This is a genomic window from Sphingomonas sp. (assembly GCF_025353885.1).
In the GTDB taxonomy this organism is placed as follows: Bacteria; Pseudomonadota; Alphaproteobacteria; order Sphingomonadales; family Sphingomonadaceae; genus Sphingomonas_O.
On record NZ_JANXNX010000032.1, the window covers coordinates 1 to 23,270 of the forward strand.

26 protein-coding genes and 1 tRNA gene are annotated in these 23,270 nt (G+C 64.2%); 2 read left to right on the top strand and 25 right to left on the bottom strand.

Annotation, left to right across the window (positions count from 1 at the left end; translation table 11 throughout):
- From Q0R02_RS03490 to Q0R02_RS03500, 3 genes are all read right to left on the bottom strand, one after another.
- Positions 1-2,565: class I SAM-dependent DNA methyltransferase (locus tag Q0R02_RS03490; protein WP_367271423.1), on the bottom strand; the 2,565-nt coding region annotated here is incomplete at its 3' end.
- Positions 2,566-2,695: 130 nt separating this feature from the next.
- Positions 2,696-2,770 (bottom strand) — tRNA-Val (locus tag Q0R02_RS03495).
- Positions 2,771-2,809: 39 nt separating this feature from the next.
- Positions 2,810-3,847 (bottom strand): MarR family transcriptional regulator, encoded by a 1,038-nt coding sequence (locus tag Q0R02_RS03500; protein ID WP_293880903.1) that lies wholly within the window; start codon positions 3,845-3,847, stop codon positions 2,810-2,812.
- Positions 3,848-3,907: 60 nt separating this feature from the next.
- Between Q0R02_RS03500 and Q0R02_RS03505 the strand changes: the two genes are divergently transcribed.
- Positions 3,908-4,915: a sigma-54-dependent Fis family transcriptional regulator gene (locus Q0R02_RS03505; RefSeq protein WP_293880905.1), complete on the top strand. Its 1,008-nt coding sequence runs from the start codon at positions 3,908-3,910 to the stop codon at positions 4,913-4,915.
- Here Q0R02_RS03505 and fliS read toward each other — a convergent pair.
- From fliS to chrA, 19 genes are all read right to left on the bottom strand, one after another.
- Positions 4,903-5,298: a flagellar export chaperone FliS gene (gene fliS / locus Q0R02_RS03510; RefSeq protein WP_293880907.1), complete on the bottom strand. Its 396-nt coding sequence runs from the start codon at positions 5,296-5,298 to the stop codon at positions 4,903-4,905. The genes Q0R02_RS03505 and fliS overlap by 13 nt on opposite strands.
- A complete protein-coding gene (gene fliD / locus Q0R02_RS03515) occupies positions 5,274-6,065 on the bottom strand; it encodes a flagellar filament capping protein FliD (RefSeq protein ID WP_293880909.1) in 792 nt (263 codons plus the stop codon). The genes fliS and fliD overlap by 25 nt, the downstream gene beginning before the upstream one ends.
- A complete protein-coding gene (locus Q0R02_RS03520; protein WP_293880911.1) occupies positions 6,062-6,265 on the bottom strand; it encodes a hypothetical protein in 204 nt (67 codons plus the stop codon). Before Q0R02_RS03520 ends, fliD begins: the two co-directional genes overlap by 4 nt.
- Positions 6,266-6,322: 57 nt before the next feature.
- Complete coding sequence (locus tag Q0R02_RS03525; RefSeq protein WP_293880913.1) at positions 6,323-7,447, bottom strand: EscU/YscU/HrcU family type III secretion system export apparatus switch protein; 1,125 nt, start codon at positions 7,445-7,447, stop codon at positions 6,323-6,325.
- Positions 7,444-8,175 carry a flagellar biosynthetic protein FliR gene (locus Q0R02_RS03530; protein ID WP_293880915.1) on the bottom strand — a complete coding sequence of 244 codons (732 nt, stop codon included), beginning with the start codon at positions 8,173-8,175 and terminating at the stop codon, positions 7,444-7,446. The genes Q0R02_RS03525 and Q0R02_RS03530 overlap by 4 nt, the downstream gene beginning before the upstream one ends.
- Positions 8,175-8,450 carry a flagellar biosynthesis protein FliQ gene (fliQ, locus tag Q0R02_RS03535; protein ID WP_293880965.1) on the bottom strand — a complete coding sequence of 92 codons (276 nt, stop codon included), beginning with the start codon at positions 8,448-8,450 and terminating at the stop codon, positions 8,175-8,177. Before fliQ ends, Q0R02_RS03530 begins: the two co-directional genes overlap by 1 nt.
- A complete protein-coding gene (fliP, locus tag Q0R02_RS03540) occupies positions 8,450-9,124 on the bottom strand; it encodes a flagellar type III secretion system pore protein FliP (RefSeq protein ID WP_293880967.1) in 675 nt (224 codons plus the stop codon). Before fliP ends, fliQ begins: the two co-directional genes overlap by 1 nt.
- A 14-nt stretch (positions 9,125-9,138) precedes the next feature.
- The gene (locus Q0R02_RS03545; RefSeq protein ID WP_293880916.1) at positions 9,139-9,339 is read right to left on the bottom strand and encodes a flagellar biosynthetic protein FliO; all 201 of its coding nucleotides are present in this window, start codon (positions 9,337-9,339) and stop codon (positions 9,139-9,141) included.
- The gene (gene fliN / locus Q0R02_RS03550; protein WP_293880918.1) at positions 9,336-9,599 is read right to left on the bottom strand and encodes a flagellar motor switch protein FliN; all 264 of its coding nucleotides are present in this window, start codon (positions 9,597-9,599) and stop codon (positions 9,336-9,338) included. The genes Q0R02_RS03545 and fliN overlap by 4 nt, the downstream gene beginning before the upstream one ends.
- Positions 9,592-10,377, bottom strand: a complete 786-nt coding sequence (locus Q0R02_RS03555) for a FliM/FliN family flagellar motor switch protein (protein WP_293880920.1) — start codon at positions 10,375-10,377, stop codon at positions 9,592-9,594. The genes fliN and Q0R02_RS03555 overlap by 8 nt, the downstream gene beginning before the upstream one ends.
- Positions 10,374-10,835, bottom strand: coding sequence for a flagellar basal body-associated protein FliL (gene fliL, locus Q0R02_RS03560; RefSeq protein WP_293880921.1), 462 nt, complete (start codon positions 10,833-10,835; stop codon positions 10,374-10,376). Before fliL ends, Q0R02_RS03555 begins: the two co-directional genes overlap by 4 nt.
- A 14-nt stretch (positions 10,836-10,849) precedes the next feature.
- A complete protein-coding gene (locus tag Q0R02_RS03565) occupies positions 10,850-11,878 on the bottom strand; it encodes a hypothetical protein (protein ID WP_293880923.1) in 1,029 nt (342 codons plus the stop codon).
- Entirely contained in the window at positions 11,872-12,285 is a 414-nt protein-coding gene (locus Q0R02_RS03570) for a hypothetical protein (protein WP_293880925.1), read from the bottom strand. The genes Q0R02_RS03565 and Q0R02_RS03570 overlap by 7 nt, the downstream gene beginning before the upstream one ends.
- Positions 12,282-13,598, bottom strand: coding sequence for a FliI/YscN family ATPase (locus Q0R02_RS03575; RefSeq protein WP_293880926.1), 1,317 nt, complete (start codon positions 13,596-13,598; stop codon positions 12,282-12,284). The genes Q0R02_RS03570 and Q0R02_RS03575 overlap by 4 nt, the downstream gene beginning before the upstream one ends.
- A complete protein-coding gene (locus Q0R02_RS03580) occupies positions 13,595-14,122 on the bottom strand; it encodes a hypothetical protein (RefSeq protein ID WP_293880927.1) in 528 nt (175 codons plus the stop codon). Before Q0R02_RS03580 ends, Q0R02_RS03575 begins: the two co-directional genes overlap by 4 nt.
- The gene (locus Q0R02_RS03585; RefSeq protein ID WP_293880928.1) at positions 14,115-15,110 is read right to left on the bottom strand and encodes a FliG C-terminal domain-containing protein; all 996 of its coding nucleotides are present in this window, start codon (positions 15,108-15,110) and stop codon (positions 14,115-14,117) included. The genes Q0R02_RS03580 and Q0R02_RS03585 overlap by 8 nt, the downstream gene beginning before the upstream one ends.
- Complete coding sequence (fliF, locus tag Q0R02_RS03590; RefSeq protein ID WP_293880929.1) at positions 15,103-16,668, bottom strand: flagellar basal-body MS-ring/collar protein FliF; 1,566 nt, start codon at positions 16,666-16,668, stop codon at positions 15,103-15,105. The genes Q0R02_RS03585 and fliF overlap by 8 nt, the downstream gene beginning before the upstream one ends.
- Complete coding sequence (gene fliE, locus Q0R02_RS03595; RefSeq protein WP_367271424.1) at positions 16,668-16,982, bottom strand: flagellar hook-basal body complex protein FliE; 315 nt, start codon at positions 16,980-16,982, stop codon at positions 16,668-16,670. The genes fliF and fliE overlap by 1 nt, the downstream gene beginning before the upstream one ends.
- Positions 16,983-17,129: 147 nt before the next feature.
- Complete coding sequence (gene chrA, locus Q0R02_RS03600; protein WP_293880930.1) at positions 17,130-18,530, bottom strand: chromate efflux transporter; 1,401 nt, start codon at positions 18,528-18,530, stop codon at positions 17,130-17,132.
- 195 nt (positions 18,531-18,725) lie between these two features.
- Between chrA and Q0R02_RS03605 the strand changes: the two genes are divergently transcribed.
- Complete coding sequence (locus Q0R02_RS03605; protein ID WP_293880931.1) at positions 18,726-19,541, top strand: flagellin; 816 nt, start codon at positions 18,726-18,728, stop codon at positions 19,539-19,541.
- Positions 19,542-19,667: 126 nt separating this feature from the next.
- Here the strand turns inward: Q0R02_RS03605 and Q0R02_RS03610 are convergent, their stop codons facing one another.
- Genes Q0R02_RS03610 through Q0R02_RS03620 form a run of 3 tightly spaced genes read right to left on the bottom strand, consistent with a single transcriptional unit; the run spans position 19,668 to position 23,214 of the window.
- A complete protein-coding gene (locus Q0R02_RS03610; protein ID WP_293880932.1) occupies positions 19,668-20,393 on the bottom strand; it encodes a sigma-70 family RNA polymerase sigma factor in 726 nt (241 codons plus the stop codon).
- Entirely contained in the window at positions 20,384-22,486 is a 2,103-nt protein-coding gene (flhA, locus tag Q0R02_RS03615; RefSeq protein ID WP_293880933.1) for a flagellar biosynthesis protein FlhA, read from the bottom strand. Before flhA ends, Q0R02_RS03610 begins: the two co-directional genes overlap by 10 nt.
- Positions 22,483-23,214, bottom strand: coding sequence for a lytic transglycosylase domain-containing protein (locus Q0R02_RS03620; RefSeq protein ID WP_293880934.1), 732 nt, complete (start codon positions 23,212-23,214; stop codon positions 22,483-22,485). The genes flhA and Q0R02_RS03620 overlap by 4 nt, the downstream gene beginning before the upstream one ends.
- Between the last annotated feature and the right edge of the window lie 56 nt (positions 23,215-23,270).

Below are 23,270 nucleotides of genomic sequence, written 5' to 3' on the forward strand. Positions count from 1 at the left end.
CGGATGCGCGGCACGGGCATCGAGCACGGCTTGGGCGAGCGCCTCTACTTTCGCGCGTTGCGCGGGCGAGGCGTCGGGCCATGGGAAGGTGTTGTAGACCAAGCCGCTCGAGTAACTGTAGTCACTCTTTAATCGACCCCCAATGTGACCAAGCCATGCCATATGCATCCGGCTGGTAAGCACTCCAAATATTTCAAGTGATGCCTCTTGCAACACTCTCAGTTTCTGGTTTGGAATTATAGGCGGAGAGATCCATCCAATAGGTGCGTAATTGCGTCGTTCGGATGAGGTATTTGGAATAGCGAGAAAAGGCCGTGCTGGGATAACAGTTAAATGCCATTGGGTTGGCTTTGTTGATAAATCCAAAGTCGTTTTACTTGATCGACTTGCTCGCCATTTTCGTATTGCCTCTAGTCGTGCCATAACCGGCGGAACGGACTTTATTAATTCTGGTGACATCAAAGGTGTAGCTATCACCCACCGCGCGAAGCCATTTATGAATTCTTCGGCTCCTTGGTAGGGCCGCAAAAAATCTGCAATCTCTGGATGTTTAGCAATCAGCTCTTGTCTCTCGATGTAGCTTAAAACTAGATTTCCGTCTTCCAACGGCTTTGAACCGGTGATCAATTTGGGCATTCCGTTGATCGGACTCCCCGCCTCTTTCACCACCAAATGCCGATTTGCCACCCCGCGTGCATCAAACAAATACGCAGTCAGCCCGCCATGCCGGGTTTCAACAGGCGCGCCCTTTATATCCGGGTAACTGAACAGCCGCTTTTCCGCCGGTTCCAAATCCCGATGGGCCAGACCGACAATAACCACGTGCACGTGCGCCTTGCCACGCGCCTCACTGCCCCAACTGAACGTGCGGTGGGCAAAGGCGATTTCCAGACCATAACGATCGAACAACAGCGGCCATAACTGCGCTACTTGTTCGCCTTGGGTTATTGAATTGGTGGAAACAAAAGCAATCCGAATGCGCGGATTGACCTTGGCCATTTGCCCCGCCTTTAAAAACCAAGCCGTCACATAGTCCAGCGTGCCGCCCGATCCGCCCAGCTTGGCAATCCCACGCACTTGCGCCCGCTGAAAATTTGTCTGGAACTTGGCCCCGATAAATGGTGGGTTGCCCATGATATAGCTGCACCGCTCTGGTGGCAGCAGCGCGGCCCAATCTGCTTCCAGCGCATCGCCGTGCAGGATATGCGCGCTGTCCTTCAACGGGATGCGGGCATAGTTCAGTCGGAATGCCTCATTAATCGCGTTATTGGCGATATGGTCCATCATCCACATCGCGACTTCGGCAATGCGGGCGGGAAACTCCTCATATTCAATGCCGTAAAACTGGTCGACGGTCACCCTGCACATCAGCGCCGCGTCGATCTGTTGATCGGCATATTGGGCGCGCAGGCAGTCCAGTTCCAGCCGCCGGATTTCGCGATAGGCGATGACCAGGAAATTGCCGCACCCACAGGCGGGATCGAGGAAGGTCAGCCGCGTCAGCTTTTCCTGAAACTTCGCCAGTTCCTTATCCCGCCCGCTGCGCCGTTCCATAATGTGCGCCAGTTCAGCGCGCAGATCATCAAGGAACAGCGGGCCGATCACCTTCAGGATATTTTCTTCCGAGGTGTAATGAGCGCCCTTGGCCCGGCGTTCCTTGGCATCCATCACAGATTGGAACAGCGAACCGAAAATGGCCGGACTGACCGCTGACCAATCGTGGCGGCAGGCATCCAGCAAATAGCCGCGCATTTTCTCGTTAAAAACCGGAGTGCGCAGGTGTCCGCCAAACAGCTTTCCGTTGACATAGGGAAAGGCGTTCAATTCGCCCGACAGGCCCGATTGCCGCTGATTTTCGGGCGTATCCAGCACGTCGAACAGTTCGCTCAAAACGCGGCCCGCGTCCGCACCGTCGGGCCGGGTGTCGTTGTCGATCAGTTGTAGGAAAATGTCCTTCGGCTGGAAAATGCCGGTGTCGTCGGCAAACATGCAGAACAGCAGCCGCACCAGCAATTGTTCCAGGTCGTGCCCGCCATAGCCCGCGTCGTTCAGTGCGTCATGCAGGCGGCCCATCAGTTCGGCCGCCTTGATCGTGACGCTGGCCTGCGTGGTGAAACTGACCTTGCGGCCCAGCATGAAATCGAACGCAGTTATGTGCTTGTGCAGATCGGCAAGGTTGAAGCGAATTTCCGCGCCATTATTGTCCAGGTCGATCAGCCGCCAGCGCTGAAAATCGCAGGTCAGCATATAACGCGGCTGGTCACGTTCGGGCAGCCAGTTGAAATATTCGCTGGCCTGCATTTGCGCCGAAAGCAGGTCTTTGCCCGCGCTCTTTTGTTCAACAATCAGGGTGCCGGGCCAGAACATATCAATGAAGCCGCGCCGGTTTGCCTCCAGCCCCTGCACCATTTTTTCATAGACCGCGACCTGCCGCCGCCTGATCCCGAATATCTCGAAGAATTCATTGTAAAAGCTTTGGGTTTCGCCCTTTTCATAATGGGCGTCTTTCCACTCTTCGCTGAACGCCTTGGCCCGCCGTGTTATCTCGTCCCAGCCTAACCGCATCGATGCCCCCGTCGTCGCGCCGGACTTAACGGCACCTTGGTGCGCCGCCAAGGGTTGATGGGTGCGCGCCGGGGCGGCCTGACAGCATATGCCCGATTTTCAACGGTTTAACGCTTAGGTGGGTGCGGAATGGTGGCGCTGACGGGCTCGAACCGCCGACCCTCTCGGTGTAAACGAGATGCTCTACCAACTGAGCTAAGCGCCCGCGGGGGACCCCTTGCCCGATCCCCGCGTTTTCGGCAAGTCAGGCCAATACCGCGCCCTGCTGTTTTGCCGCCGACAGGTAACTGCGCATCGCGTCGGCGGTCGGGTCGCTCAGCTCGATGAAGATCCGGCGGCGATCATGGTCGTCGGCCACGCGCAGGAACAGCCCGCGCTCGGTCATCCCCCGAATCGCGCGCAGGGCGGTGGTCGGCGGCACCGCAGCCGCGATGCACAGGCTGGAGACCGCCACCTGCGTCCCCTCGATCCGCGCCGCCATCAGGTCCAGCAGCATATCCCACGCCGCCTCCCCGAACAGGTCCGACGGCAGGAACCGGTCGCGCAGTCGCCGCCCCCGGATCATCGCGCGGATGTCCCCGACATTGACCGCCGCGCCCTTTGCCGGAGCGGGGACCGGCCCCGCGCGATATCCGATCAGCCCGTCACTGAACGCATCGCCCCCGCTGCTGAGCGGACTGCCCGCCAAGTCCGCCAGGGTCGCTGCGATCCGCGCCACCTCGTCCGCCAGTTTCTGCAGCCGGTCGTTGTCGTCATTGTCGGCGTTCATTTCCGGCGCGATGTCCGATCCCGACGCCAGCGCCACCGCGCGGTCGATATTGGTCGGACTGCACAGCAGCGTTATCGGCCGGCTGATCCGGAATACGACCGCGTCGATACATTCGGTCGGAAATGCGATTACCGCGCGCCGCCGGTCGTGTTCGATCAGGTCCAGCACCCGGTCCGCCGCATCGTCGATCTCGACCAGTTCGATCAGCACCACATTCTCGCGCCCGACTTCAGCCAGCGCCGCCGGAGCCTCCGCCACCGAGACCACCCGCGTCACCCGCATCTTAGCCGCATCGGCGGCGGTCCGCGCGTTGGCGATCGCTCCCGCGTCGTCGGCGATGATTAAAACCGTCCGCTCCGGCGCAAAATCCGCATGCTCGAAAAAACCCATCGCCCGACCCGTCATTGCCACCATCCTGTTTTGCGTTTGTTCCGTGCCAACTATCCGGGCTGCGGCATTTCTGCGCGCCAGAGTTAGTCCGATCCGGATCGATATCGAAACGGTTTTAACCATGTTTTTTTCCTAGTCGAAATGGGCCGGACACCACCGACCTCACCGGCACCGGGACAAGCCATGACCACTGCGACCAAAGCAAGACCGCCCAGCGCCGACGACCTGCTGCTGGGAACCAGCCCGCCGATGCAGGCGGTCCGGGCGCTGGTTGCCCGGGTCGCCCCGCGCGATGTTTCGGTGCTGATCACCGGGCCGTCGGGCAGCGGCAAGGAACGCGCTGCACAGGCTATCCATATGTCCAGCGATCGCCGCGACGGGCCGTTCGTGGCGATCAACTGCGGCGCGATCCCCCGCGACCTGCTGGAATCCGAACTGTTCGGCCATGAGAAAGGATCGTTCACCGGAGCCCATGCGACCCGGATCGGACGGTTCGAGGAGGCCAGTGGCGGCACATTGTTCCTCGATGAAATCGGCGACATGCCCCACGACATGCAGGTCAAACTCCTCCGCGTGCTGGAGGAACGCGTGGTCGAGCGCGTGGGTGGGCGCACTAAAATCGCGGTCGATGTCCGCATCCTGTCGGCGACCCACCGCAACTTGGAAACCGCAATTGACGACGGCATTTTCCGCGAGGATCTCTATTATCGCCTGGCGGTCTTCCCGATCGCGCTTCCCGCGCTGGCAGAGCGAACGGGCGACCTGCCCTTGTTGATCGATCATTTTCTGAAGATCGGCGGCGACCGGCGCGGAGCTGTGAAGTTCACCGGCAGCGGCATCGCCCGACTGTCCGCCCATCGCTGGCCCGGCAACCTGCGCGAACTGCGTAATTTGGTAGAGCGTGCCGCCATCCTCCACCCTGCCGAGACCATCGGTGGCGTGGAAGTCGATCGCCTTCTATCACGCGCCGCACCGGTGCTCCAGCCGACCTGTGATGCTCCGACGCCGCGCCTCCCGCCCCCGACCTTGTCCGAGGGCACGATCGACCTGCGCGAGATCCTCGCCGAACTGGAAGGTCGCTACATCCGTGAGGCCATCGAACGCAGCAGCGGAGTCATCGCGGAAGCCGCCCGCTCGCTGGGGTTGAACCGCACCACGTTGATCGAGAAGATGCGCCGCTACGCCGCCTGAGCGATTTCGCGCCACGCCTCGGCAATCGGCTCCACCAGGTCGCGCGCACGATGACACCGATCCGGATCATTCTCCGCCACCGCCGCTCCGATCAGGCTGCCGACTTCGCGATAGATTGCCCCGAGCCGATCAGACAACGCCCCGGCCCCGACATCAAGCGTCACGTCGAGCGAAAACACGATGGCCTCTGCCCGTCGCCGCACGTCATTGCGTCGCTCCCGCTGGCCTGTAGCAATGGCACCACCCATCGCATCGAGGCAATCGACCAGCTCTTCCAGCAGGATAAACACCAGCCCGCCGGGTGACGCCCCCTCGGCGCGCATGGCCGCGACCTCGCGGTACAGTGCCACCGCAAGCGCTATCCGTTGTTCGTGCTGTTCCATGCCGCGATCTGCTGGGTAAGATAGGACTGGCTCGCCTTGATCAGCGCGACGCGGCGATCCATCTGGCCGAACGACAGCGTCAGCCGGTCGATCAGCTTTGTGTTATCGCTTTCGATCCTTGCCTGTTGCACAGCGAGCGTCGTCGCGACGCGCGTGTAGCGCATCGTGCTGGCATCGAGCGGCCCGCCCTTTGCCATGACGAGGTCGCGCACGGCCGTCAGCCCGCTGTCCAGGCCACCGCCTGAGGTCAGCATCGCGCGCACGCCGACCGGATCGGCCGCGATCGCCGCGTTCAGCTTCACGCGATCGACCCGCAGCGTGCCGTCGCGATTGGTGGCAATGCCGAGGTCGTTGAGCGATTGCGCTGTCGCCCCGCCTGCGAGCGCGCGCAGCGGGAGTTTGGCGAGCGCCGAGGTTGCCGCGCGCAGGCCATTGTCACCCAGCAACGCCCCCGACGATGCCGTAGTCGCCCCCCGGGCGGTGGCCGACGCGATCATCGTCCGCACCTGGTTGAAACCCGACACGAATTCGTTGACCAGCTTGGCAGTCGAGATGGTTGCGTCCTGCGCGTCTATGTCGAAAGCCGTGGCGAATTCGGTCAGGGCCGACCCGATCGAGGCGAGCGCCGAAATCTTGGCGGTGTTGCTTGTCGTCTTGGCCGTCAGCGCCTTGTCGCGGCCCTCGCGCGCGGCGGCGGCGAGTTCGACGATCAGCGCCTTGCTGTCGATGCCAGCCCCGGCACCTAGCGCGTCCGTGATCGAAGTCATCGGCCAATCCCGAGCAGCCGACGTTCGCTGGCAAGCGCGGCACGGACTTCACCAATGTCGACTTTCAGCGCGATCCGCCGGTCGAGCGGGATGTTGGCCGAATGCAACAGTCCCTCCGCTTCCGACAGCGCGGCATCGACATCGTTGGCCCAGGCGCGGCGCAATTCGGCGGTCGCCTTGGGGAATGGGATTGGGTTCATCGCGCCTGTCCATCTGTGTTCGCTTCGCAATGGATAACGGCGCGGATGGTCGCAGCTTTAGGACGCGCGCCCGTCCGCGCCGTAGTGCAGGCCGTCGGGCATCTCGATTTCGGGCTGAGCACGGCGGGCGATCTCGGCGTTGAGGCCAAGGACGAACGCCAGCACAGTGGCGACCGCACGATACAGTTTTTCGTCAATCACCTGTCCAGATCGGCTGGTAAAATAAATGGCGCGGGCGAGCGCTGGATAGGTCAGCACCGGCACGTTCTCCAGCGCCGCCATTTCGCGCAGCGCGGCGGCGGCTTCGGCACGGGCGCGGGCCAGCACGACCGGCGCAACGTCGGTGCCGGGACGATAACGAAGTGCGACCGCAAACGACGTCGGGTTGACGAGGATGACAGTCGCCTCCTTGACGGCCTTGCGTGCCGACTGGTCGAGCAAGGCGGCGCGCTTGGCCTGAATTTGCTGGCGGACTTCAGGAGCGTGTTCGGATTCGCGGTGTTCGTCGCGCACCTGCTGCTTGGTCATCCGCAACTTTGCATTGTGAAGCGCGATCTGGATCGGGGCGTCGAGCGCAGCAATTAGGATCAGTGCGATCGTGACGGCAAAAACGGTGCGCAGCAAGTGTGATGCCCCGACGGTCGCGACCGCCAGCGGATCGGCACCCGATGACATGACGAAGCCGGGCAACGCTCCCTTGATGGCCCACAAGAACGCGCCACCGAGAAAAATCAGCTTGGCGAGCGATTTGACGAATTCGATGCCGCCACGCGCGCTGAAGATGCGCTTCAAGCCGGTGGCGGGCGAGATGTTGGCTAATTTGGGTGCGACCGCACCCCAGTTGATGCCAAGACCCCCGCCGATAAGGCGACTGCAAATGGCAGCGAAGCAGACCGACGCAAAGAGCACCGCCATCGGCACCGCAACGGCGGCGATCATCGGCCAAACTGCAGTGGCGGGATCGAAATCGGTGCGCGTATCGCGGAGCATCAGCCCGGCGCGCATCTGGCTGGCGGCCCCGCCCCAGAGTACTGGTCCCATCAGCGCAAGCCAGCCTGCCCCGGCCAGCACTACCGCCGCGCCGGACAGCTCGCGAATATCGGGGAGCTGGCCCCTTTTTCGCGCAGCCTGCCGGTGTTTGGGCGTGGCGGCTTCGGTGCGCTCGCCCCCTTCGCCGCTCATTTGGTCGCCAGCTCGAACGACAGCCTGATCTGTTCGCCGATGGCGCTGCCCATCGCGGGAAAGGCGATGACCAGCAGCATCGCCCCCGCTAACTGCGTAAAGGGCAGGCCGATCGCGAACAGATTCAGCGCGGGGGCGGCCTTTGCGATCAGGGCCAGCACGACCTGCACGATCACCAGCGCGAACGTCACCGGCAACGCGATGCTGACCGCACCCGAAAACAGCGCGGTGCCGAACATCGCCATCGCGTTGCCGGGGAACCATGCGGAGCCGATGGGAATGTCATGGAAACTGGCGACGACCATCGCGACCAGCGTCAGATGTCCCTGGCTGGCGAGGAAGATGGCGGTGGTGGCAAAGCTCATGAAATTGCCCAGCGTCGGCGCGGGTCCTGCCAGGCCGTTGGGCGAGGTGGCAAACCCCAGCCCCATCGTATTGCCGATGACTTCGCCCGCCATCATCGCGGCGGCAAAGGCCATTTGCATCGCAAAACCCATCGTCAGGCCGATCAGCAATTCGGGCAGCACGATGAACGGCGCATCCCGCGCGGCGGTCAGCGCAGCCTGGGGGTTGCCCGCTGAAAAGCCCGCCCACCCGATCGCAATGGCAATCGCGATCCGCAGCGGAACGGGCACATGGCTGTTCCCGAACAGCGGCGATGCGAACAATGCAGCGCCCGGGCGGATCGAAGCGATAGCGATGCCCGCTGCGGTTTCTGTGAGGGTCATCAGTTCAGCATGTCGGGAATGCGTGCGAACATCTCTCGGGCGAAATCGGCGATGACCCCCAGGATCGCCGCGCCGAACACCGCCAGCACGACCGCGATGACGATCAGCTTGGGCACGAACGACAAGGTCGCCTCGTTGATCGAGGTGACTGCCTGGAACAACCCCACGACCAGCCCGACGACCAGCACCGACACCAGCAACGGCGCGGACGCCAGCGCCGCCGTCCACAGCCCCTGTTGCGCGAACCCCAGCAATATGTCCTGTTCGCTGCCCATCATCCCGATCCAAACGACGATGCCAGCGACCCCATCGTCAACGCCCATCCGTCGATGGCGACGAACAGCAGCAGCTTAAACGGCATCGACACGACCGACGGCGACAGCATCATCATGCCGAGCGCCATCAATGCGCTGGCCACGACCAGGTCGATGACGAGGAAGGGCAGGAAGATCAGGAACCCGATCTGGAATGCGGTCTTCAACTCGCTTGTGACAAAGGCGGGGACGAGGATCGCGAACGGCGTCGTGGCGATGCTCGCGCCGGGCTTTTCATTGCCCATGCGATAGAACAGCGACAGATCGGCGCTGCGCGTCTGGCGCGCCATAAACCCGTGAAGTGCAACGCCGCCGCGCTCGATCGCGGTCTCCATCGGCAGCGCCTGCGTGCGATAGGGCTGCCACGCGGTGCGGTCGATCTCCGCAATCACGGGGCGCATGACGAACAGCGTCAGGAATAGCGCCATGCCGACCAGCACCTGGTTGGGCGGGGTCTGTTGCAGCCCGAGGGCCTGTCGCAGAATCGACAACACGATCAGGATGCGCGTGAAGCCGGTCATCATTAGCAACAGCGTCGGCAGGACGGTCAGCCCGGTCATCAGCACCAGAATCTGCAGCGGCAGCGACAATGGTTCGGCGCCCGTGTTGAGCGCACCCAGGTCAAGCGCCGCCATCAAGGTCAAGGCGATCATGAGGGGAGGTCGCTGGCGATCAGGGCGATGCCCTCCCGGCTGACGGACAGCAGCAGCGTGCGACCGGCGAATTGGACGACGGCCAGCTTGGTCGTCGCGCCGAACGACTGGACCTCGACCAGGCGTGCGATGCGTCCGCGCCGTTGGTCCCGCACACGATTGACGAGCGACAACAGGCGTGCAGTCAGCGCGTTCATTTGACCGATGCCACGATTTCACAGATGCGGACGCCGTAGCGCCCGTCGACGGTGACAATCTCTCCGCGCGCGATCAGGGTGCCGTTGGCAAGGATGTCCAGCGGGTCGTCGGTCTGGCGGTCGAGTGCGACGACGGCATCCTGTTTGAGTGCGATCAGCGCAGACAGGGTCATTGACGTCGAACCGACCTCCACCGACAGGCGCATGGGGATGCGGGACAGTAGTTCGTAATTGTCGGTTGGGGGCGGGACTTCAGTCATCGGTCATGGTCTCCATCAAGTCGATTCGGACGGCGGTGCGGCCATCGGTGTCGGTCAGCGTTCCGGCCGCGATCAGATGTGCCCCGGCAAATAACGGGACAGAGGCGGGCCGGGGGATCGACAGCACGTCGCCGACCGCCAGTCGTAATATCGTGGCGGCGGGGAATTCGGGTTGCGCCAGGATCGCCCGCACCGTCAGCCTGGCCGCGAGCGCACTGCTGCGAAGCCGGGCGGCCCAGTCGGCCACACGCGGGACGGGCACCCCGCTGATCCGCGCGAGCCCCTCGATCGCAAAGGCGATATGGACGTAGCCGACGGTGCCGCAAGTAAGCGCGATCGTAGCGACCATATCGTCGGCGCGCGCGAATTGTGCCGGGTCGGCAGGGGCAACGGCGGGGGTGCCGGTGGGCCAGTTGCAGGCGATGGCCTGCGCGATGCCGTCTGCGATCTGGCGCGCGCGCGACGCGGTGGCACGACACTGGCGGGGGGCGTGTGGCTTCGCGCCTGCCCCGCCGAACTGGCGTTCCAGCAACGACCCGGCCAACGCGTCGTCGACCGCGATGTTCATGGCGCAGGCGGTGCCGAGGCTGAAACCGAAGCTGGCGGCGGGCTGCTGCCACAGGGCAAAGACCTGCGTGTCCGACGACGCCTGGACCTTCTCTCCCAGCAGGAGCGAGACCGGTGCCACAATCCGCGCGGCCACATGCGACAGGGCATTCTGGACACCGTCACCCGGCGCCCGGGCGAGCAGCAGATTGGGGCGGGTCAGCGCGGTCACTGGATCACGAAACTGGTGAAATACACGCTGTCGATACCCGTGTGCCCGGTCTTCGACTTAAGGACCTGATCCATCACGGCGCGCAGCTTTTTCTGGAGCTGTTGCTTGCCCGCCGTCGTCGCCAGGTTGGACGCATCCTGATCGGCGACGATCATCAGCACCACCGACCGCAGCGCCGCCTCGTTGACCTTCACCGCCTCTGCGGAATGCTCGTCACGGGTCGCGACCGACAGCGAAAGCTGCGCAAAACTGCCGGTATCGCGCAAGTTAGAGGTAAAGGGCTGCTGGAACGCGAAATAGGCGACTTCTGCGGGTGCCGGATCGCCATGCGGCTGCAACATTCCGGCCTGCGCCACATAGACGCCCCCGGCGGCCCCCGCCCCCGCCATCAGCAACGCGCCGATGCCATAGGCCAGCAGCCCCACCAGCTTGCCGCGTTTCTTCTTGGTTCCACTCATCGATTGTTCCTTATTCACGCGTAGCGACCGGCGTCGGCGGCAGCGTCGTCTTCGCTGTCGTTAACCTGTCCGATTTCGATCTGGAGGCGCGGCCTCGCCTCGTCGCGGCCGCGCGATCCGGACGGGTCCAGCAGGACCATCGCCGCCGAGATCGGCGCCCCCAGCGCGGCGGCTCCGGCCAGCACGAGCGGACGCGCGGCGTCCACTGCGGCCAGTGCGCGGGTCTCCGACACGCCTATCTCCAGGCGGTCGGCGGTGCGTTCGATGGTAATCCTGCCATAGCCCTCAGGTTCGACACGGAAGCGGACGTCGCCCGACTTCGCGGCCAGCGCGGACACGTCGCGAATGACGGTATCGAGCCACCGCGTTTCGGCCGGGTCCTGACGCGCGAGGACCGCGAAAATCTGTTCGGCGGGATGCGTCCGCGCTGGCTGGACAAGCGGCGCAGAAAGCGCTGCCGCAAGCGCTACCGGGATTTCGGGAGGCCGGACGGGCACCACCTCCACGAGGGCTTCGGACGGGGCCAGGGCGACCGTCGTCGTGTCGCCGGGCTTCAGTGGCGGCGAAGTATCGCGCATTGTCGGCACAGCCTCACCAAGCTTGGCTTTTGCAAAACTCGCTGGCGGCAAGGGCGATGGCTGGGGGTTCACTGGCATCAGTTCCAAAGGTGCCGGTTGCGTCACTTGAAGGGCTGGCGGCGTCTGGAATGGCAGGATCGGAAGGTCGACCGGCTCGTCCGTCACCAGTGGCTCGTCCCGGTTTTCAGTGTCGAGCAGCAGGGTTTGGCCCTGGCCCGGCTTGGCAACAGGAAACGACGCGCCAACGGTATCGGCAACTGCAACATCGAATTTTACCGCAATCGCTGGAGCCGGGTGATTTGGCGTCGGAACCGGAGACGGGTCGCCGATCTCGGCAGCCGTGGTCGCGACCAGCGTTTCAGCATCGAACACGGTGGCGAAATCGACAGTTTCCGTCGAAATTGGCGGCGGCGACACCAACCCCCCCGGCAATGCCAAGGTGAGTGCGGGGGCTGCAATCACCATCGACCCATCCCACGCACCATAGCCGTAAAAGTTTTCCGAGCCTCAGCTTCGCGCCCTGCGATGCGCTCTGCACGATCCCGTCGGTCCTCGGCATTCCTGCTACGGGCATCGGCAACGGCGAGCGATTGTTCCAATGGGCCGAGGAGTATGACGCTCCTTTCGCGCTGTGTTTCGGTTGCCAGCACGCCCGCCAGCAAGTTCGCTACCGTCTGACCGGATGCCGCAACCACACTGCCCGCCTGTGGGCCACGGTCGACGGCCAGCACGTTCGAAAGATGCTTCAAGCGCGCCAGTCGGGCATCGAACACCGCAACGGCAGCAATCCCATCAGCAAGCGTGAGCACGGCAAAGCGACGCTCAATCCCCCGCACCCGCACCAATTGCCGGGCTTGTGAAATCGCGCTCATGCTGCACCTAGATTGTGCAGCATTTCCAGTGTCTCATGCTGTGGGCAGACTTGATCCGTACCCTGTTTTAGGAACTCGATAATCGCCGGACGGTTGGCGAGCGCCCGGTCCAGCATCGGGTCTGCACCCGCGCGATAGGCACCCATCAGGACCAGGTCCCGATTTTCGGCAGCAAGCGCCCAATCGCCCCTCACTCGCTGGGCAGCAGCGTTATGTTCGAGGGTCACGACGTCGGTCATGGTCCGACTGAGCGATCGCGCAATATCGATCGCTGGAAAGACGCCCGCCTCGGCCAGGGTGCGCGACAGGACGATATGGCCATCGGTGATCGACCGCGCGGTATCGACAACGGGATCGTCCATGTCGTCGCCGTCGGCCAGGATCGTGTAAAGCGCGGTGATTGACCCGCCCGTGCGGCGGTCGCCCCCGGCACGTTCGATCAACGCAGGGATCAGCGCCAGCGCAGAGGGTGGATAGCCCTTCACCGTCGGAGCTTCGCCCATCGCTAGGCCGATCTGGCGCTGCGCATGGGCAAGCCGTGTCAGGCTGTCGACGATCAGCAGGACCGACAGCCCGGCGTCGCGAAAATACTCGGCAATGGCAGTTGCGCGCTCAACCGCACGCAGGCGGAGGACGGCAGGTGCGTCGGCGGCGGCGGCAACAACCACTGTGTAAGCGCGCGCCGCGGGCGAGACATGGCTTTCGTCGAAATCGGCAATCTCACGGGCGCGTTCACCGACCAGGGCCACGACGACGACATCGGCGGCCACGCCGCGCATGATCTGCGCGAGCAAAGTCGATTTGCCGACGCCGGACCCCGCCACGATCGCCATCCGCTGCCCAACGCCGAGCGTGAACAACGCATCGACGGCCCGCACGCCGGTTGACATCGCAGTCTTGATCCGCGCCTTGTCCATCGGGTTTCCAACGGTCCGTGCGGGTTGCGTCTTCAGCACGCCGATCGGACCGAGCCCATCGAGTGGCACGCCATTGGCATCGATGACACGGCCAAGGACATTGCCACCAACCGCGATGTGATTGACGCTGTCGTCAGCAACAACCTGTGCGCCGACCGTCAGCGCGGCGGCTCCATCAAGCGGCAGCAGATGCACGCTGTTAGCGTCGAATCCCGACACGAGTGCGGGCACCCATGACCCGGCGGGGCCAGCGATGCGCGCGCCGCCGCCAAGAGGGAGGATAATTCCACCTGCCCGCAACCCACCGTTTGCGCAACTCATCACATGGCCGAACCGCAGCGGATAGGTCCGCGCTATCAAGACGCCTGAAAGGGCGGCCGCCGCACGTTCGATCATGACAAATCCCCCAACGCTGCACGGACGCGATCAAGAGCGGAAATCACGCCATCCTCCGCGCCGCGTCCGCCGACGACCATGACGATTTGGCCGGGTGGAACCGACACATCGCCGCAGACGCTCAGGTCGTTGCGCACGCCATCGAGCAACGCCACGCAATCGGGATGGACACGCACCGTCACCGGCCCGTCGGGACCCTGGATGGCATCGGCAAGCACCAGCGCACGGGCCTTCAACAGGGCTTCATCGACCGGAGCCGACCCGGCGACGTCCCGAACCAGTCGCATCACCGTTGCGGCAAGCAGCGCTGCCAGCGGTTCGGGGTCCGCCCGCTCGATCGAGGTCGCGGCATCGACCAGCGTGACCAGCATCGCCCGCTCGGCGGCCAGCTCTGTCTTCATGGCAAGGACTGCCGCAGCATAGCCTGTAGTATAAGGGTCGCCGACGTCTGCATGATTGTCGTTCTGGACAAGCCGCAGTGGTCGTGCGCGGGCCGCGCTGCCCGGGCTCCACATATCAGACATAGTCGCCGTCTCCCTTGCCTAACTGAATGGCACCGCTGTCGCTCAGCGATTTCGCCAGGATGATGATGGCGCGCTGGGCGGCCTGAACGTCGGCCAACTTGGTCGGCCCCTGTTCAGCAATCGCATCGCGCATCGTGTCTGCCGCGCGCGCCGACATGGTCGCGAAGATGCGCTCGCGTTGCGCGTCCGTGACGCCCTTCAGCGCCAGTGTCATCTCGGTCGCATCGGTAGTGCGGCATAGCGTTCCCAAATCCTTGTCCGACAGGCCCAGCAGGTCGTCGAACACCACGCGGTCATCGTCGATGCGCTGCGCGAGCGGTCGGTCGAGCTTGCCGAGCGCGCGCATCATGCGCAGGTCGAGTGCGCGCGGGACATGGTTAAGGATCGCGGCGATCGCGGGTGCCCCGGCGTTGACCTCCGCGCGGCCCGCCTTGCCCGCTCCGATATGATTGGCCAGCAGCGCGTCGGCATCGGCAAAGGCCTGGGCCGACACTGGGCCGAGCGTCGCCGCGCGATACAGGATATCGGCTTGGTCCGCGTCGTCCATTCGCGCGATGACCGCCGCCGCCGCCGCTGGCGCAAGATTGGCGATCAGCAGCGCGGTGAACTGCGGGTGTTCGGTCGCGCATAGGCTCACAAGATCGTCGACCGACAACCATTTCAGCGTCGGGAGCGGATCGGCCATCGCCTCTGGAATGATGCGTTCGAGCATAGCAGGAGCGCGGTCGCCGCCGAGGGCGCGCGTCATCACGCCGCTGAGATGCCCGCTTACTTCTGAGGTCATTGTCGAACAATCCTTGGCACTCTGGACAAAGCAGTCGAGCGCGACCGCGACCCGGTGTTCGTCGACATCGTGGAGCGCAAACATGGCGCCGCCAACGCGTTCGATCTCCGCCGGGTCGAGCCGCTCGACGATCGCGGCGGCCTCTTCCTCGTCCAGCAGCATCAGCAGGATCGCGGCGGTTTCGTGGTCGGCACGCTCAGGCATCGACCGGGTCCCGGACGAGGTTGCGGACCACGACGGCGGCCCGCGCCGGGTTGGCACGGACGAAGTCGCGGACCAGTGCCACGCGCGCGGCGTAGCTGGGTGTCGCCTCGATCATGTCGAGCGTCACGTCGGACCGGTGCCCGTCAAGTTCGGTGCCGATCAGGCCGGCGATCTCACCGCGACGCTCCTCGGCAGCGGCATTGCGGCGCTTCAGCAAGGGGCGACCGACGCCGAAGATGAGCAGTGCCACGACCACGATCACGGCCAGGTCGCGACCTGCGGTGGCGATCCAGTCGGCCTGCCACCATACGGGGGTATCGACAGTGACAGGCTGGAAGGGGCGTGAGGTGACGATGACGGTGTCGCCACGCGTTCCGTCGAAGCCAACAGCACCTTTGACGAGCGCATCGAGCGCCGCCAGTTCGACGCCAGAGCGTTTTTTCGCACTGTCCTTCAGCGCGACGGCAACCGATAAGCGACGCACCTGTCCGCTGGCGCTCCGCGAGACAGAGACTTCGCGACCCAGCTCAAAGCTGCGGGTCGAATCTTCGGACGTTCGCCCCGGAGTGACGCCGGGCTGGGTCGCAGCCGGCGGGGTCGTGCTGACCGTGGAGGCGGGCGGCGGGGTGTTCGATAATGTGCCGGGGATACCAACCGCCGGTGGCGCATTGTCCGCCGAGGTCCAGCGCGACTGTTCCTGCCGCAGGGCGCGGTCGCTTTCTGGAAATGTCTCGCGCGTTGCCTGACGCTCGTCGAAATTCAGGTCGGCATGGACCTCGGCGGTAAAGGCCTCAGCCCCGACCAATGGCGTCAGCAGTCTTGACAGGGCATCGCGGTAACGAGCCTCGATACGGTTCTGGACATCGATCTGGCGCGCGGCTTCGGCGGCCAGCGGGTCGCTGCGATCGGCGGACAGCAGGTGCCCCGCCTGGTCGACAATTGCGACATCGTCGGCGTTCAGGCCGTTGACCGACGACGCGACCAGGTGGGCAATGGCCTGAACTTGCGCGTCCGATAGCGTGCGACCGCTGGCCAGTTTGACCATGACTGACGCCGCAGACTTCACACGGTCGCGCACGAACAGGCTCGGCGGTTCGACGGCCAGATGGACCTTGGCGGTCTCGATCGGGTCGATTGCTTCGATGGTGCGCGCCAAGTCGGTCTCCCTGGCACCGCGCAGGCGTTCCCCCTCCAGCGCATGGCTGGCGCCCATCGGCAGCGCATCGAGCGACGCCGACCCACTGGGAGCCGATTTCGGCAACCCCTGCCCCGCCAGCAACATCCGGGCGCGATGATAATCGGCGGTCGATACGTCGAGCGCGCCGCTGTCACCGTCGATCCGATATTTGACCCCGGCGACATCAAGCGCCGCCGCGACCGCTGCCTTGTCGCTATCGCCAAGCGAGGCGAACAGCGGCTTTTGCGCGGGCGCACCGATTGCCATCCAGGCCAGCACAACCGCCAGCGCGACGCCCAGCAAGCCCAGCATCGGCAGGCTACGACGGACCAGCGGTTGGTTGACCAGCGAGCGCATCCGCAGCGCGACATCGGTCGCCATCAGACGGGCATGTTCATGATGTCACGATAGGCCGACAGCAATTTGTTGCGGACCTGCAGCGTCGCTTCGAACGAGATCGAGGCTTTCTGCCGGGCGAGCATGACCTGAGCGATGTCGGATTCGGTCCCGCGCTCGAACGCTTCGGACGCGGCCCCGGCCTTGGCTTGCAGCGCGTTGACCTCGGTCAGCATCTGGCCGAAACCAGATGGCGCGGCGGTCCTTGCGGTCGCACTTTCGGCGGCGATATCCTGCATCGCCTTGCTGCGCGCCAGCACGGTGCCGCGCATCGCCATCAGACTGGTGGCGTCGATCATCGCGATGAGTTCTGAAGGGTCATTGGCCGTCCCGGTGATTGCGTTCCCCAGGAGACCTGCAATCACCGTGCCAGTTGGTGCTTCCCTCGGCAGGAAGGGATCACGGCGTCAGACCAGCGTCGCCATAGTGTCAGGAAACCGACGCCCTCAGCCGGCAAGACCCAGCAGGTAGAGCGCGACACCCGCCAACGACGACGCGCCAAGGGTCGCCAGCATGCCGATCTTCAGCCGGAACACAGCGATGATCGCCAGCACGGTGAGCGCGAGCGCCCAAGGGTCGACGCTGTTCCAAACCGGCATGTCAAAATGCAACGGTCCCCCCACGAACCGTCGCACGTCGTGAAAGATCGTGTGGATGGCAAACCACGCCGCTAGGTTCAGGATAACCCCAACCACCGCCGCCGTAATGGCAGACAAGGCCCCGGTCACCGCTGCATTGCCACGCATCCGCTCGACGAAGGGCGCACCCAGAGATATCCACAGGAAGCACGGCAAAAACGTCACCCATGTCGCCAGTAACCCACCGAGCGTGCCTGCAAGCAAAGGCGGCAGCATACCCGGGTTGCGAAACGCGCCCATGAAACCGACAAACTGTAGCACCATGATTAGCGGCCCCGGCGTGGTTTCCGCCATCCCCAAACCGTCCAGCATCTCGCGCGCCGTCAGCCAGTGGAAATGCTCCACCGCCTGCTGCGCGACATAGGCGAGCACGGCATAGGCACCGCCGAAGGTCACGACCGCCATCGTCGAAAAGAAGGTGGCGATCTGGGTAAAGACGTCGTGCCCGCCCAGCGTCAGCAACAGGACCGCGACCGGAGCCAGCCACAGTGCGAGCCATACGCTTGCCTGGCACAACGTCGCCTTGGTCGTTGGCGTTGCGTGTGCGGGCAGTTCGTCACCCAGCAGCGTGTTAACATCAGCCACGATCTTGTCGTTGGTTGCGCCATGGCCGCCCCCGACCATGAACGCAGACACGCCCCGCCGCCCCGCCAGGTAACCCACAAGCCCTGCCCCCAGAATAATGATCGGGAATGGCACCCCGCAAAAAAAGATCAGCACAAACGCGACCGCGGCCAGCACGCGCATCGGTACATTCTTGAGCGCGCGCGACCCGATCCGGATCACTGCTTGCAAAACGACGGCCAGCACCGCGCACTTGAGGCCAAAGAACAGCGCCGACACGATCCCCACCGCACCATAAAGCGCATAGATCCAGCTCAGCACCATGATCCCCACCGCACCCGGCAGGATAAATAGCCCGCCAGCGACAATACCCCCGCGCGTCCGGTGCATGAGCCATCCGATGTAGGTCGCCAACTGCTGCGCCTCGGGGCCTGGCAACACCATGCAGAAATTCAGCGCGTGGAGGAAGCGGTGCTCGCCGATCCAGCGTTTTTCCTCGACAAGAATCCGGTGCATTACCGCGATCTGGCCAGCAGGGCCCCCAAACGACAGCAGTGAAATCCGTAACCACACCCAGAATGCCTCGCCCAGCGAGACGGCGGCAGGGCGTTGCACAAGCGGTTCGGAACGTTCTTCGACAGACATGACGCATCCTCCAGATCAGGACGATACTTGGGCGCGGTGCCTGGAGGGGAGATCGCATTCCCCGCGCCCCTGAAAGCATCTCCCTTGACGGGAAGTCAAGCGAGCCGCCGCCGCTAAACTTGTCCGCCGACCCGCCGTTACCTCAATCGTGGCGAAGCAGGACGGGGTCCCGCCGCCGGAACAGGAAGGACGAACATGACCTATATCGGAACCAACGTCGCAGCGATCCGCTCGCAGACCGGCATCAACAAGGCCGCCATGGGCCTCAGCACGGCGATGGAGCGACTTTCGAGCGGCAAGCGCATCAACGCCGCCAAGGACGACGCCGCTGGCCTCGCCATCGCCAGCCGCATGACATCGCAGGTCCGCGGCCTGACCGCGGCGATGCGCAACGCCAATGACGGAATTTCGCTGGCCCAGACGGCAGAAGGCGCGATGGGCGAGATTTCCAACATGCTGCAACGCGTCCGTGAACTTGCTGTCCAGTCGGCCAACGGCACGAATTCGGCAGGCGATCGCACGAACATCCAGACCGAAGTGACCGCACTGCTCGGCCAGATTGACGATGTCGCAAACAAGACGACGTTCAACAACATCAAACTGACCGACGGATCGGCGACCGCGCTGACGATCCAAACCGGCATGAACTCGGGTGATACGGTAACGCTGGCCATTGCCTCGATGACCACAACGGGCCTAAGCGTCGCAGCCGTAGATTTGTCGACTGCGGCAGGGGCAGCGACTGCACTCGGCTTGCTCGATACCGCCATCGACACGGTCAATACCGGACGTGCCGCCATCGGTGCCGCCCAGAACCGCTTCGAAGCAACGATCAGCAACCTTACATCGACCGTCACGAACCTGACCGAAGCGCGCAGCCGGATCGAGGACGCCGATTTCTCGGCGGAAACGACCCAGCTCGCCAAGGCCCAGATTCTCAGCCAGGCGGCAACTGCCATGCTGGCACAGGCCAATCAGTCGCAGCAGAGCGTTCTGAAGTTGCTTCAGTAACCACCGGATACCGGACCATGTAATTTTGGGGTTGGTCCCCCGCCAGGTGGTCCGGCAATGGCCCCGACGCTCCCCACGGCGTCGGGGCCTAATTTTGCGTGAAGCGAAACAGTTGAGGCGCTGATATCAATCTCGATCGAGCACGAAACGCAGCTTGTTCAGGGCCGCCTTCTTGATCTGGCAGACCCGCGCCGCGCCCACGCCAAGCGTCTCGCCGATCTCATCGAGATTCAGTTCCTCGACGAAATACAGCTGCAACACCATCGCTTCGCGTTCGGGCAGTCCACCGATACCCCTGGCAATCGCAGCCTGTAATTGCGTCCGCTCGATAGCATCATCGGCGCGTTCTTCGACATCGGCAAACCACATCGAATGATCGGAATACAGGTCGTCGATCGATTCATGCCGGACCGACTGCGCCGCGTCCGCCATTGCATGATAGGTCGGCAAATCAACCCCCATTGCGTCGGCAAGCTCGGTATCTCCGGGCGGACGGCCATTGGCGCGTTCGAACTGGTCACGCGCGCCGGCGATGGCACGCCGCTTTGCCATGGCGGAGCGACATTGCGTGGCCTGTTTGCGCAGTCCGTCAATCATGCTGCCGCGGATCCTGAGAGAGGCGTAGGTCGCAAAGGCATGGCCGCGATCCTGATAACCTCGCGCCGCCTCGATCAGCGCAATCATGCCCGACTGGATCAGGTCCTCGACGTCGATCGCCGTAGAGACGCGGCCATGGACATGCCACGCGATCTTGCGAACCAGGCCCATGTGTTCGCGGATCAGTTGTTCGGGATCAACGCGGCTTTCGGTGCCATATGTCAATGCGGCGACGGGCGTATCGACTAGCGCCATGTTGCGGCATCCTCGGTCAGCGCGGGGATGCCTGAGCCGACGACCGCGACGACATCGACGGGCTTGGCGTCGGGTATCTCGAGGAAGGACAGCACCGGCGTCTCCGGATAATGCGGCCGCAGCAACCGCGACAGCGCTGCCCGTGCCAGAGGCGAGGTGATGATGGCGAAATTGCGCGCACCGGCCAGCAGTGGGGCGGCAGCAGTCCCGACCGCTGCCACGATCCGGGTCGACAGCCCCGGTTCGAACGGAAACTCGGCATCGGGCCCGACCTGCAGCGCTTGTGCCAACAGGAGTTCAAGGCCGGGATCGAGCGTGATTGCGGGAAGCGGCATGCGGACAGGAACGATGGTCTGAACGATCAACGCACCGATCCGCTGGCGCACGCCCTCGACCAGCACTTTCGGCGTGGCGGCCAGCGACGTGCAATCGATCATGGCGAGCGCGATGCGGCGAAAATCCTTGAGCGGCACGCCTTCGCTCAACAAGCTGCGGCACAGGGCGGCGATGGCGGGTAGCCCGAACGGCTGCGGGGTCAGGCCCCGGGCAAGCTCGGGTGCGCTGTCCTTCAGTGCCTCGACCAGTTTTTGCGCCTCGTCGATGCCGAACAGGTCGGCCGCCCCACCGACGATCGCGCGGTTCAGGTGCGTCGCGATGACGGTCGGTGCATCGACCACCGTGTAGCCCGCTGCAATCGCCTCCGACCGGCCCTCGGGCGCGACCCAAACCGCTTCCAGCCCGAACGTCGGATCCCTGACCGCGCGTCCCTCGACCGGGGTCTCGATGTCGCCTGAATCGAGCGCCAGAAAGTCGTCGGGAAACGCCTCGTCTTCGCCGACGACCATCCCGGCCAGCGTCAGGCGATAGGCATTGGGAGCAAGCGACAGATCGTCGCGGACGCGAACCTGTGGCACGACGAAGCCCAGTTCGCGCGAAAGCTGTCGCCGGATCGCAGTGATCCGCGCCATCAGCGGCGCGCCCCGCCGCTCGTCGACGAGCCCGATCAGCGCGTAGCCGATGTCGATCGACAGCGCCGCGCCGTCGTGCAGGTCGTTCCATTCGATCGCATGGGCAGGCCTGGCTGGCATCGGCGCAACCAGGACGATCGCGGACCGCTCCTTTTGGCGGAGGTGCCAGGCAAGCGCCGCGGCGCCGAGTGCGGCGGGCAGGACGATCAGGTGTGGCATCCCCGGCAACAGGCCGAGCACCGCCATGATCGCGGCAACGGGGGTCCATGCCGCCGACTTGCCGAACTGCGCGGTCACCTGCCCCGCCAGGTTGAGCGGCGACGACACCCGCGTCACGATGGCCGCCGCCGCAATCGACAGCAGCAGTGCTGGAACCTGCGCCACCAGCGCATCGCCGATCGCCAGCAGGACATAGGTCTTTGCCGCATCCTGCAGCGCCATGCCGTGCGATACCGTGCCCAGCACGATGCCACCGACGATATTGATGGCAAGGATCATTACGCCCGCGACGGCATCGCCCTTCACGAATTTCGACGCCCCATCCATGGACCCGTAGAAGTCGGCCTCGGTTGCCACTTCCTGACGCCGCGCCTTGGCCTGTTCGGGGGTCATCAGCCCGGCATTCAAGTCGGCGTCGATGGCCATCTGTTTGCCCGGCAGCGCGTCGAGCGTAAAGCGTGCCGACACTTCGGATACCCGCCCCGCACCCTTGGTGATGACGACCAGATTGATGATCATCACGATGAGGAACACGAACAGCCCGACCACCCAGTTGCCGCCGATCACGAACGTCCCGAACGCCTCGATGACATGGCCTGCCGCCGCCTCACCCTTGTGCCCGGCGACCAGGACGACACGGGTTGAGGCGACGTTGAGGGACAGGCGCAACAGGGTCGCGAACAGCAGGACCGTGGGGAAAGAGGAAAACTCGATGGGTTGTGCCGCGTTCAGCGCGATCATTAGCACAGCGAGCGAGATCGCGATATTGGCGATGAAGCCGATGTCGAGCACGATGCTCGGCACGGGGACGATCATCAGCACGACGATGGCGAGCGTCATGAACGGCAGGATACTGTTCCGCGCGGCGCTGCCCCACAGCCGCAACATGGTTGGCGAACGGCTCATGCCCGGACCCCCAGCGACGCCAGCATCAGATAGGCGAGGCGCGCGTTGATCGGGTTGATCGTCCGCGCCGGGCTGGCGGTGGCCCATTGCTGCGGTCCTGGGGGCGCGGCTTCCGGCTGGAATTTGGTCGCGAACCGCTGGCGTATTTCGGTCAGCGAACGCGGCGCGCCCGAACGTTCATAAAAGACCGATCGATTGGCTCGAGCCGCCGCCGGAAACAGTGCTGCGCCCGACGCAGCAGGATCGGTCTCTACCGCTTGCAGGAACCGGCCCGCCCCCGCTGCGCCCAGGAAATGCGCGAGATACAGATCGACCGATTGAACGCTATGGCCAAGCCTGCGCTCCAGCGACGCGCGGTTGTCCGACGCGAATTCGGCCGCCATCGCAGCGGACGTCTCCGGGTTTCGTCGCAGCGCCAGTATCGCCGCCCGCGCACCGGCGTCCGCCACCCGGTAACGCCCGTCGCGCCCGCGTGAAATGGCGGCGGCCTCCGCCCCCAGCCCATGCTCCGCGCCATGTCTGGCGACCGTGCCGAGCCATGTCTGTTCAACGAATTGGTAAAGACCCGTCGCCGACGATGTCCCCGCCCTGGCATCGGGGTCCAGCCCGCTTTCGACCTTCGCCTGGCTATACAGATATGAAAAGGCCACGCCCGTCCGGGTGGACGCCGTGGCAATCGCGTCGTGCACGCGAGCGGCCTGCGCCGCGCTGGATACCGTCGAAACCATGACACTCCCCAATGGATATGGGGAAGTTCTGCAAAGCCCGTGCCAGATTAGGGAGT

What these genes read in the sequence shown, in the direction of transcription:
- Q0R02_RS03520 (WP_293880911.1), bottom strand. Translation starts at nt 6,265, where the DNA reads ATGAACCCAATCCCATTCCCCAAGGCGACCGCCGAATTGCGCCGCGCC.
- fliN (WP_293880918.1), bottom strand. Translation starts at nt 9,599, where the DNA reads ATGACTGAAGTCCCGCCCCCAACCGACAATTACGAACTACTGTCCCGC.
- Q0R02_RS03500 (WP_293880903.1), bottom strand. Translation starts at nt 3,847, where the DNA reads ATGGTTAAAACCGTTTCGATATCGATCCGGATCGGACTAACTCTGGCG.
- Q0R02_RS03610 (WP_293880932.1), bottom strand. Translation starts at nt 20,393, where the DNA reads ATGGCGCTAGTCGATACGCCCGTCGCCGCATTGACATATGGCACCGAA.
- fliQ (WP_293880965.1), bottom strand. Translation starts at nt 8,450, where the DNA reads ATGGGCAGCGAACAGGACATATTGCTGGGGTTCGCGCAACAGGGGCTG.
- Q0R02_RS03525 (WP_293880913.1), bottom strand. Translation starts at nt 7,447, where the DNA reads ATGAGCGGCGAAGGGGGCGAGCGCACCGAAGCCGCCACGCCCAAACAC.
- Q0R02_RS03505 (WP_293880905.1), top strand. Translation starts at nt 3,908, where the DNA reads ATGACCACTGCGACCAAAGCAAGACCGCCCAGCGCCGACGACCTGCTG.
- Q0R02_RS03575 (WP_293880926.1), bottom strand. Translation starts at nt 13,598, where the DNA reads ATGATCGAACGTGCGGCGGCCGCCCTTTCAGGCGTCTTGATAGCGCGG.
- chrA (WP_293880930.1), bottom strand. Translation starts at nt 18,530, where the DNA reads ATGTCTGTCGAAGAACGTTCCGAACCGCTTGTGCAACGCCCTGCCGCC.
- fliP (WP_293880967.1), bottom strand. Translation starts at nt 9,124, where the DNA reads ATGGCGGCGCTTGACCTGGGTGCGCTCAACACGGGCGCCGAACCATTG.
- Q0R02_RS03570 (WP_293880925.1), bottom strand. Translation starts at nt 12,285, where the DNA reads ATGAGCGCGATTTCACAAGCCCGGCAATTGGTGCGGGTGCGGGGGATT.
- Q0R02_RS03565 (WP_293880923.1), bottom strand. Translation starts at nt 11,878, where the DNA reads ATGGTGATTGCAGCCCCCGCACTCACCTTGGCATTGCCGGGGGGGTTG.
- fliE (WP_367271424.1), bottom strand. Translation starts at nt 16,982, where the DNA reads ATGATCGACGCCACCAGTCTGATGGCGATGCGCGGCACCGTGCTGGCG.
- flhA (WP_293880933.1), bottom strand. Translation starts at nt 22,486, where the DNA reads ATGAGCCGTTCGCCAACCATGTTGCGGCTGTGGGGCAGCGCCGCGCGG.
- Q0R02_RS03585 (WP_293880928.1), bottom strand. Translation starts at nt 15,110, where the DNA reads ATGCCTGAGCGTGCCGACCACGAAACCGCCGCGATCCTGCTGATGCTG.
- Q0R02_RS03605 (WP_293880931.1), top strand. Translation starts at nt 18,726, where the DNA reads ATGACCTATATCGGAACCAACGTCGCAGCGATCCGCTCGCAGACCGGC.
- Q0R02_RS03620 (WP_293880934.1), bottom strand. Translation starts at nt 23,214, where the DNA reads ATGGTTTCGACGGTATCCAGCGCGGCGCAGGCCGCTCGCGTGCACGAC.
- fliD (WP_293880909.1), bottom strand. Translation starts at nt 6,065, where the DNA reads ATGACTTCGATCACGGACGCGCTAGGTGCCGGGGCTGGCATCGACAGC.
- Q0R02_RS03580 (WP_293880927.1), bottom strand. Translation starts at nt 14,122, where the DNA reads ATGTCTGATATGTGGAGCCCGGGCAGCGCGGCCCGCGCACGACCACTG.
- fliF (WP_293880929.1), bottom strand. Translation starts at nt 16,668, where the DNA reads ATGGCGACCGATGTCGCGCTGCGGATGCGCTCGCTGGTCAACCAACCG.
- fliL (WP_293880921.1), bottom strand. Translation starts at nt 10,835, where the DNA reads ATGAGTGGAACCAAGAAGAAACGCGGCAAGCTGGTGGGGCTGCTGGCC.
- Q0R02_RS03530 (WP_293880915.1), bottom strand. Translation starts at nt 8,175, where the DNA reads ATGACCCTCACAGAAACCGCAGCGGGCATCGCTATCGCTTCGATCCGC.
- fliS (WP_293880907.1), bottom strand. Translation starts at nt 5,298, where the DNA reads ATGGAACAGCACGAACAACGGATAGCGCTTGCGGTGGCACTGTACCGC.
- Q0R02_RS03545 (WP_293880916.1), bottom strand. Translation starts at nt 9,339, where the DNA reads ATGAACGCGCTGACTGCACGCCTGTTGTCGCTCGTCAATCGTGTGCGG.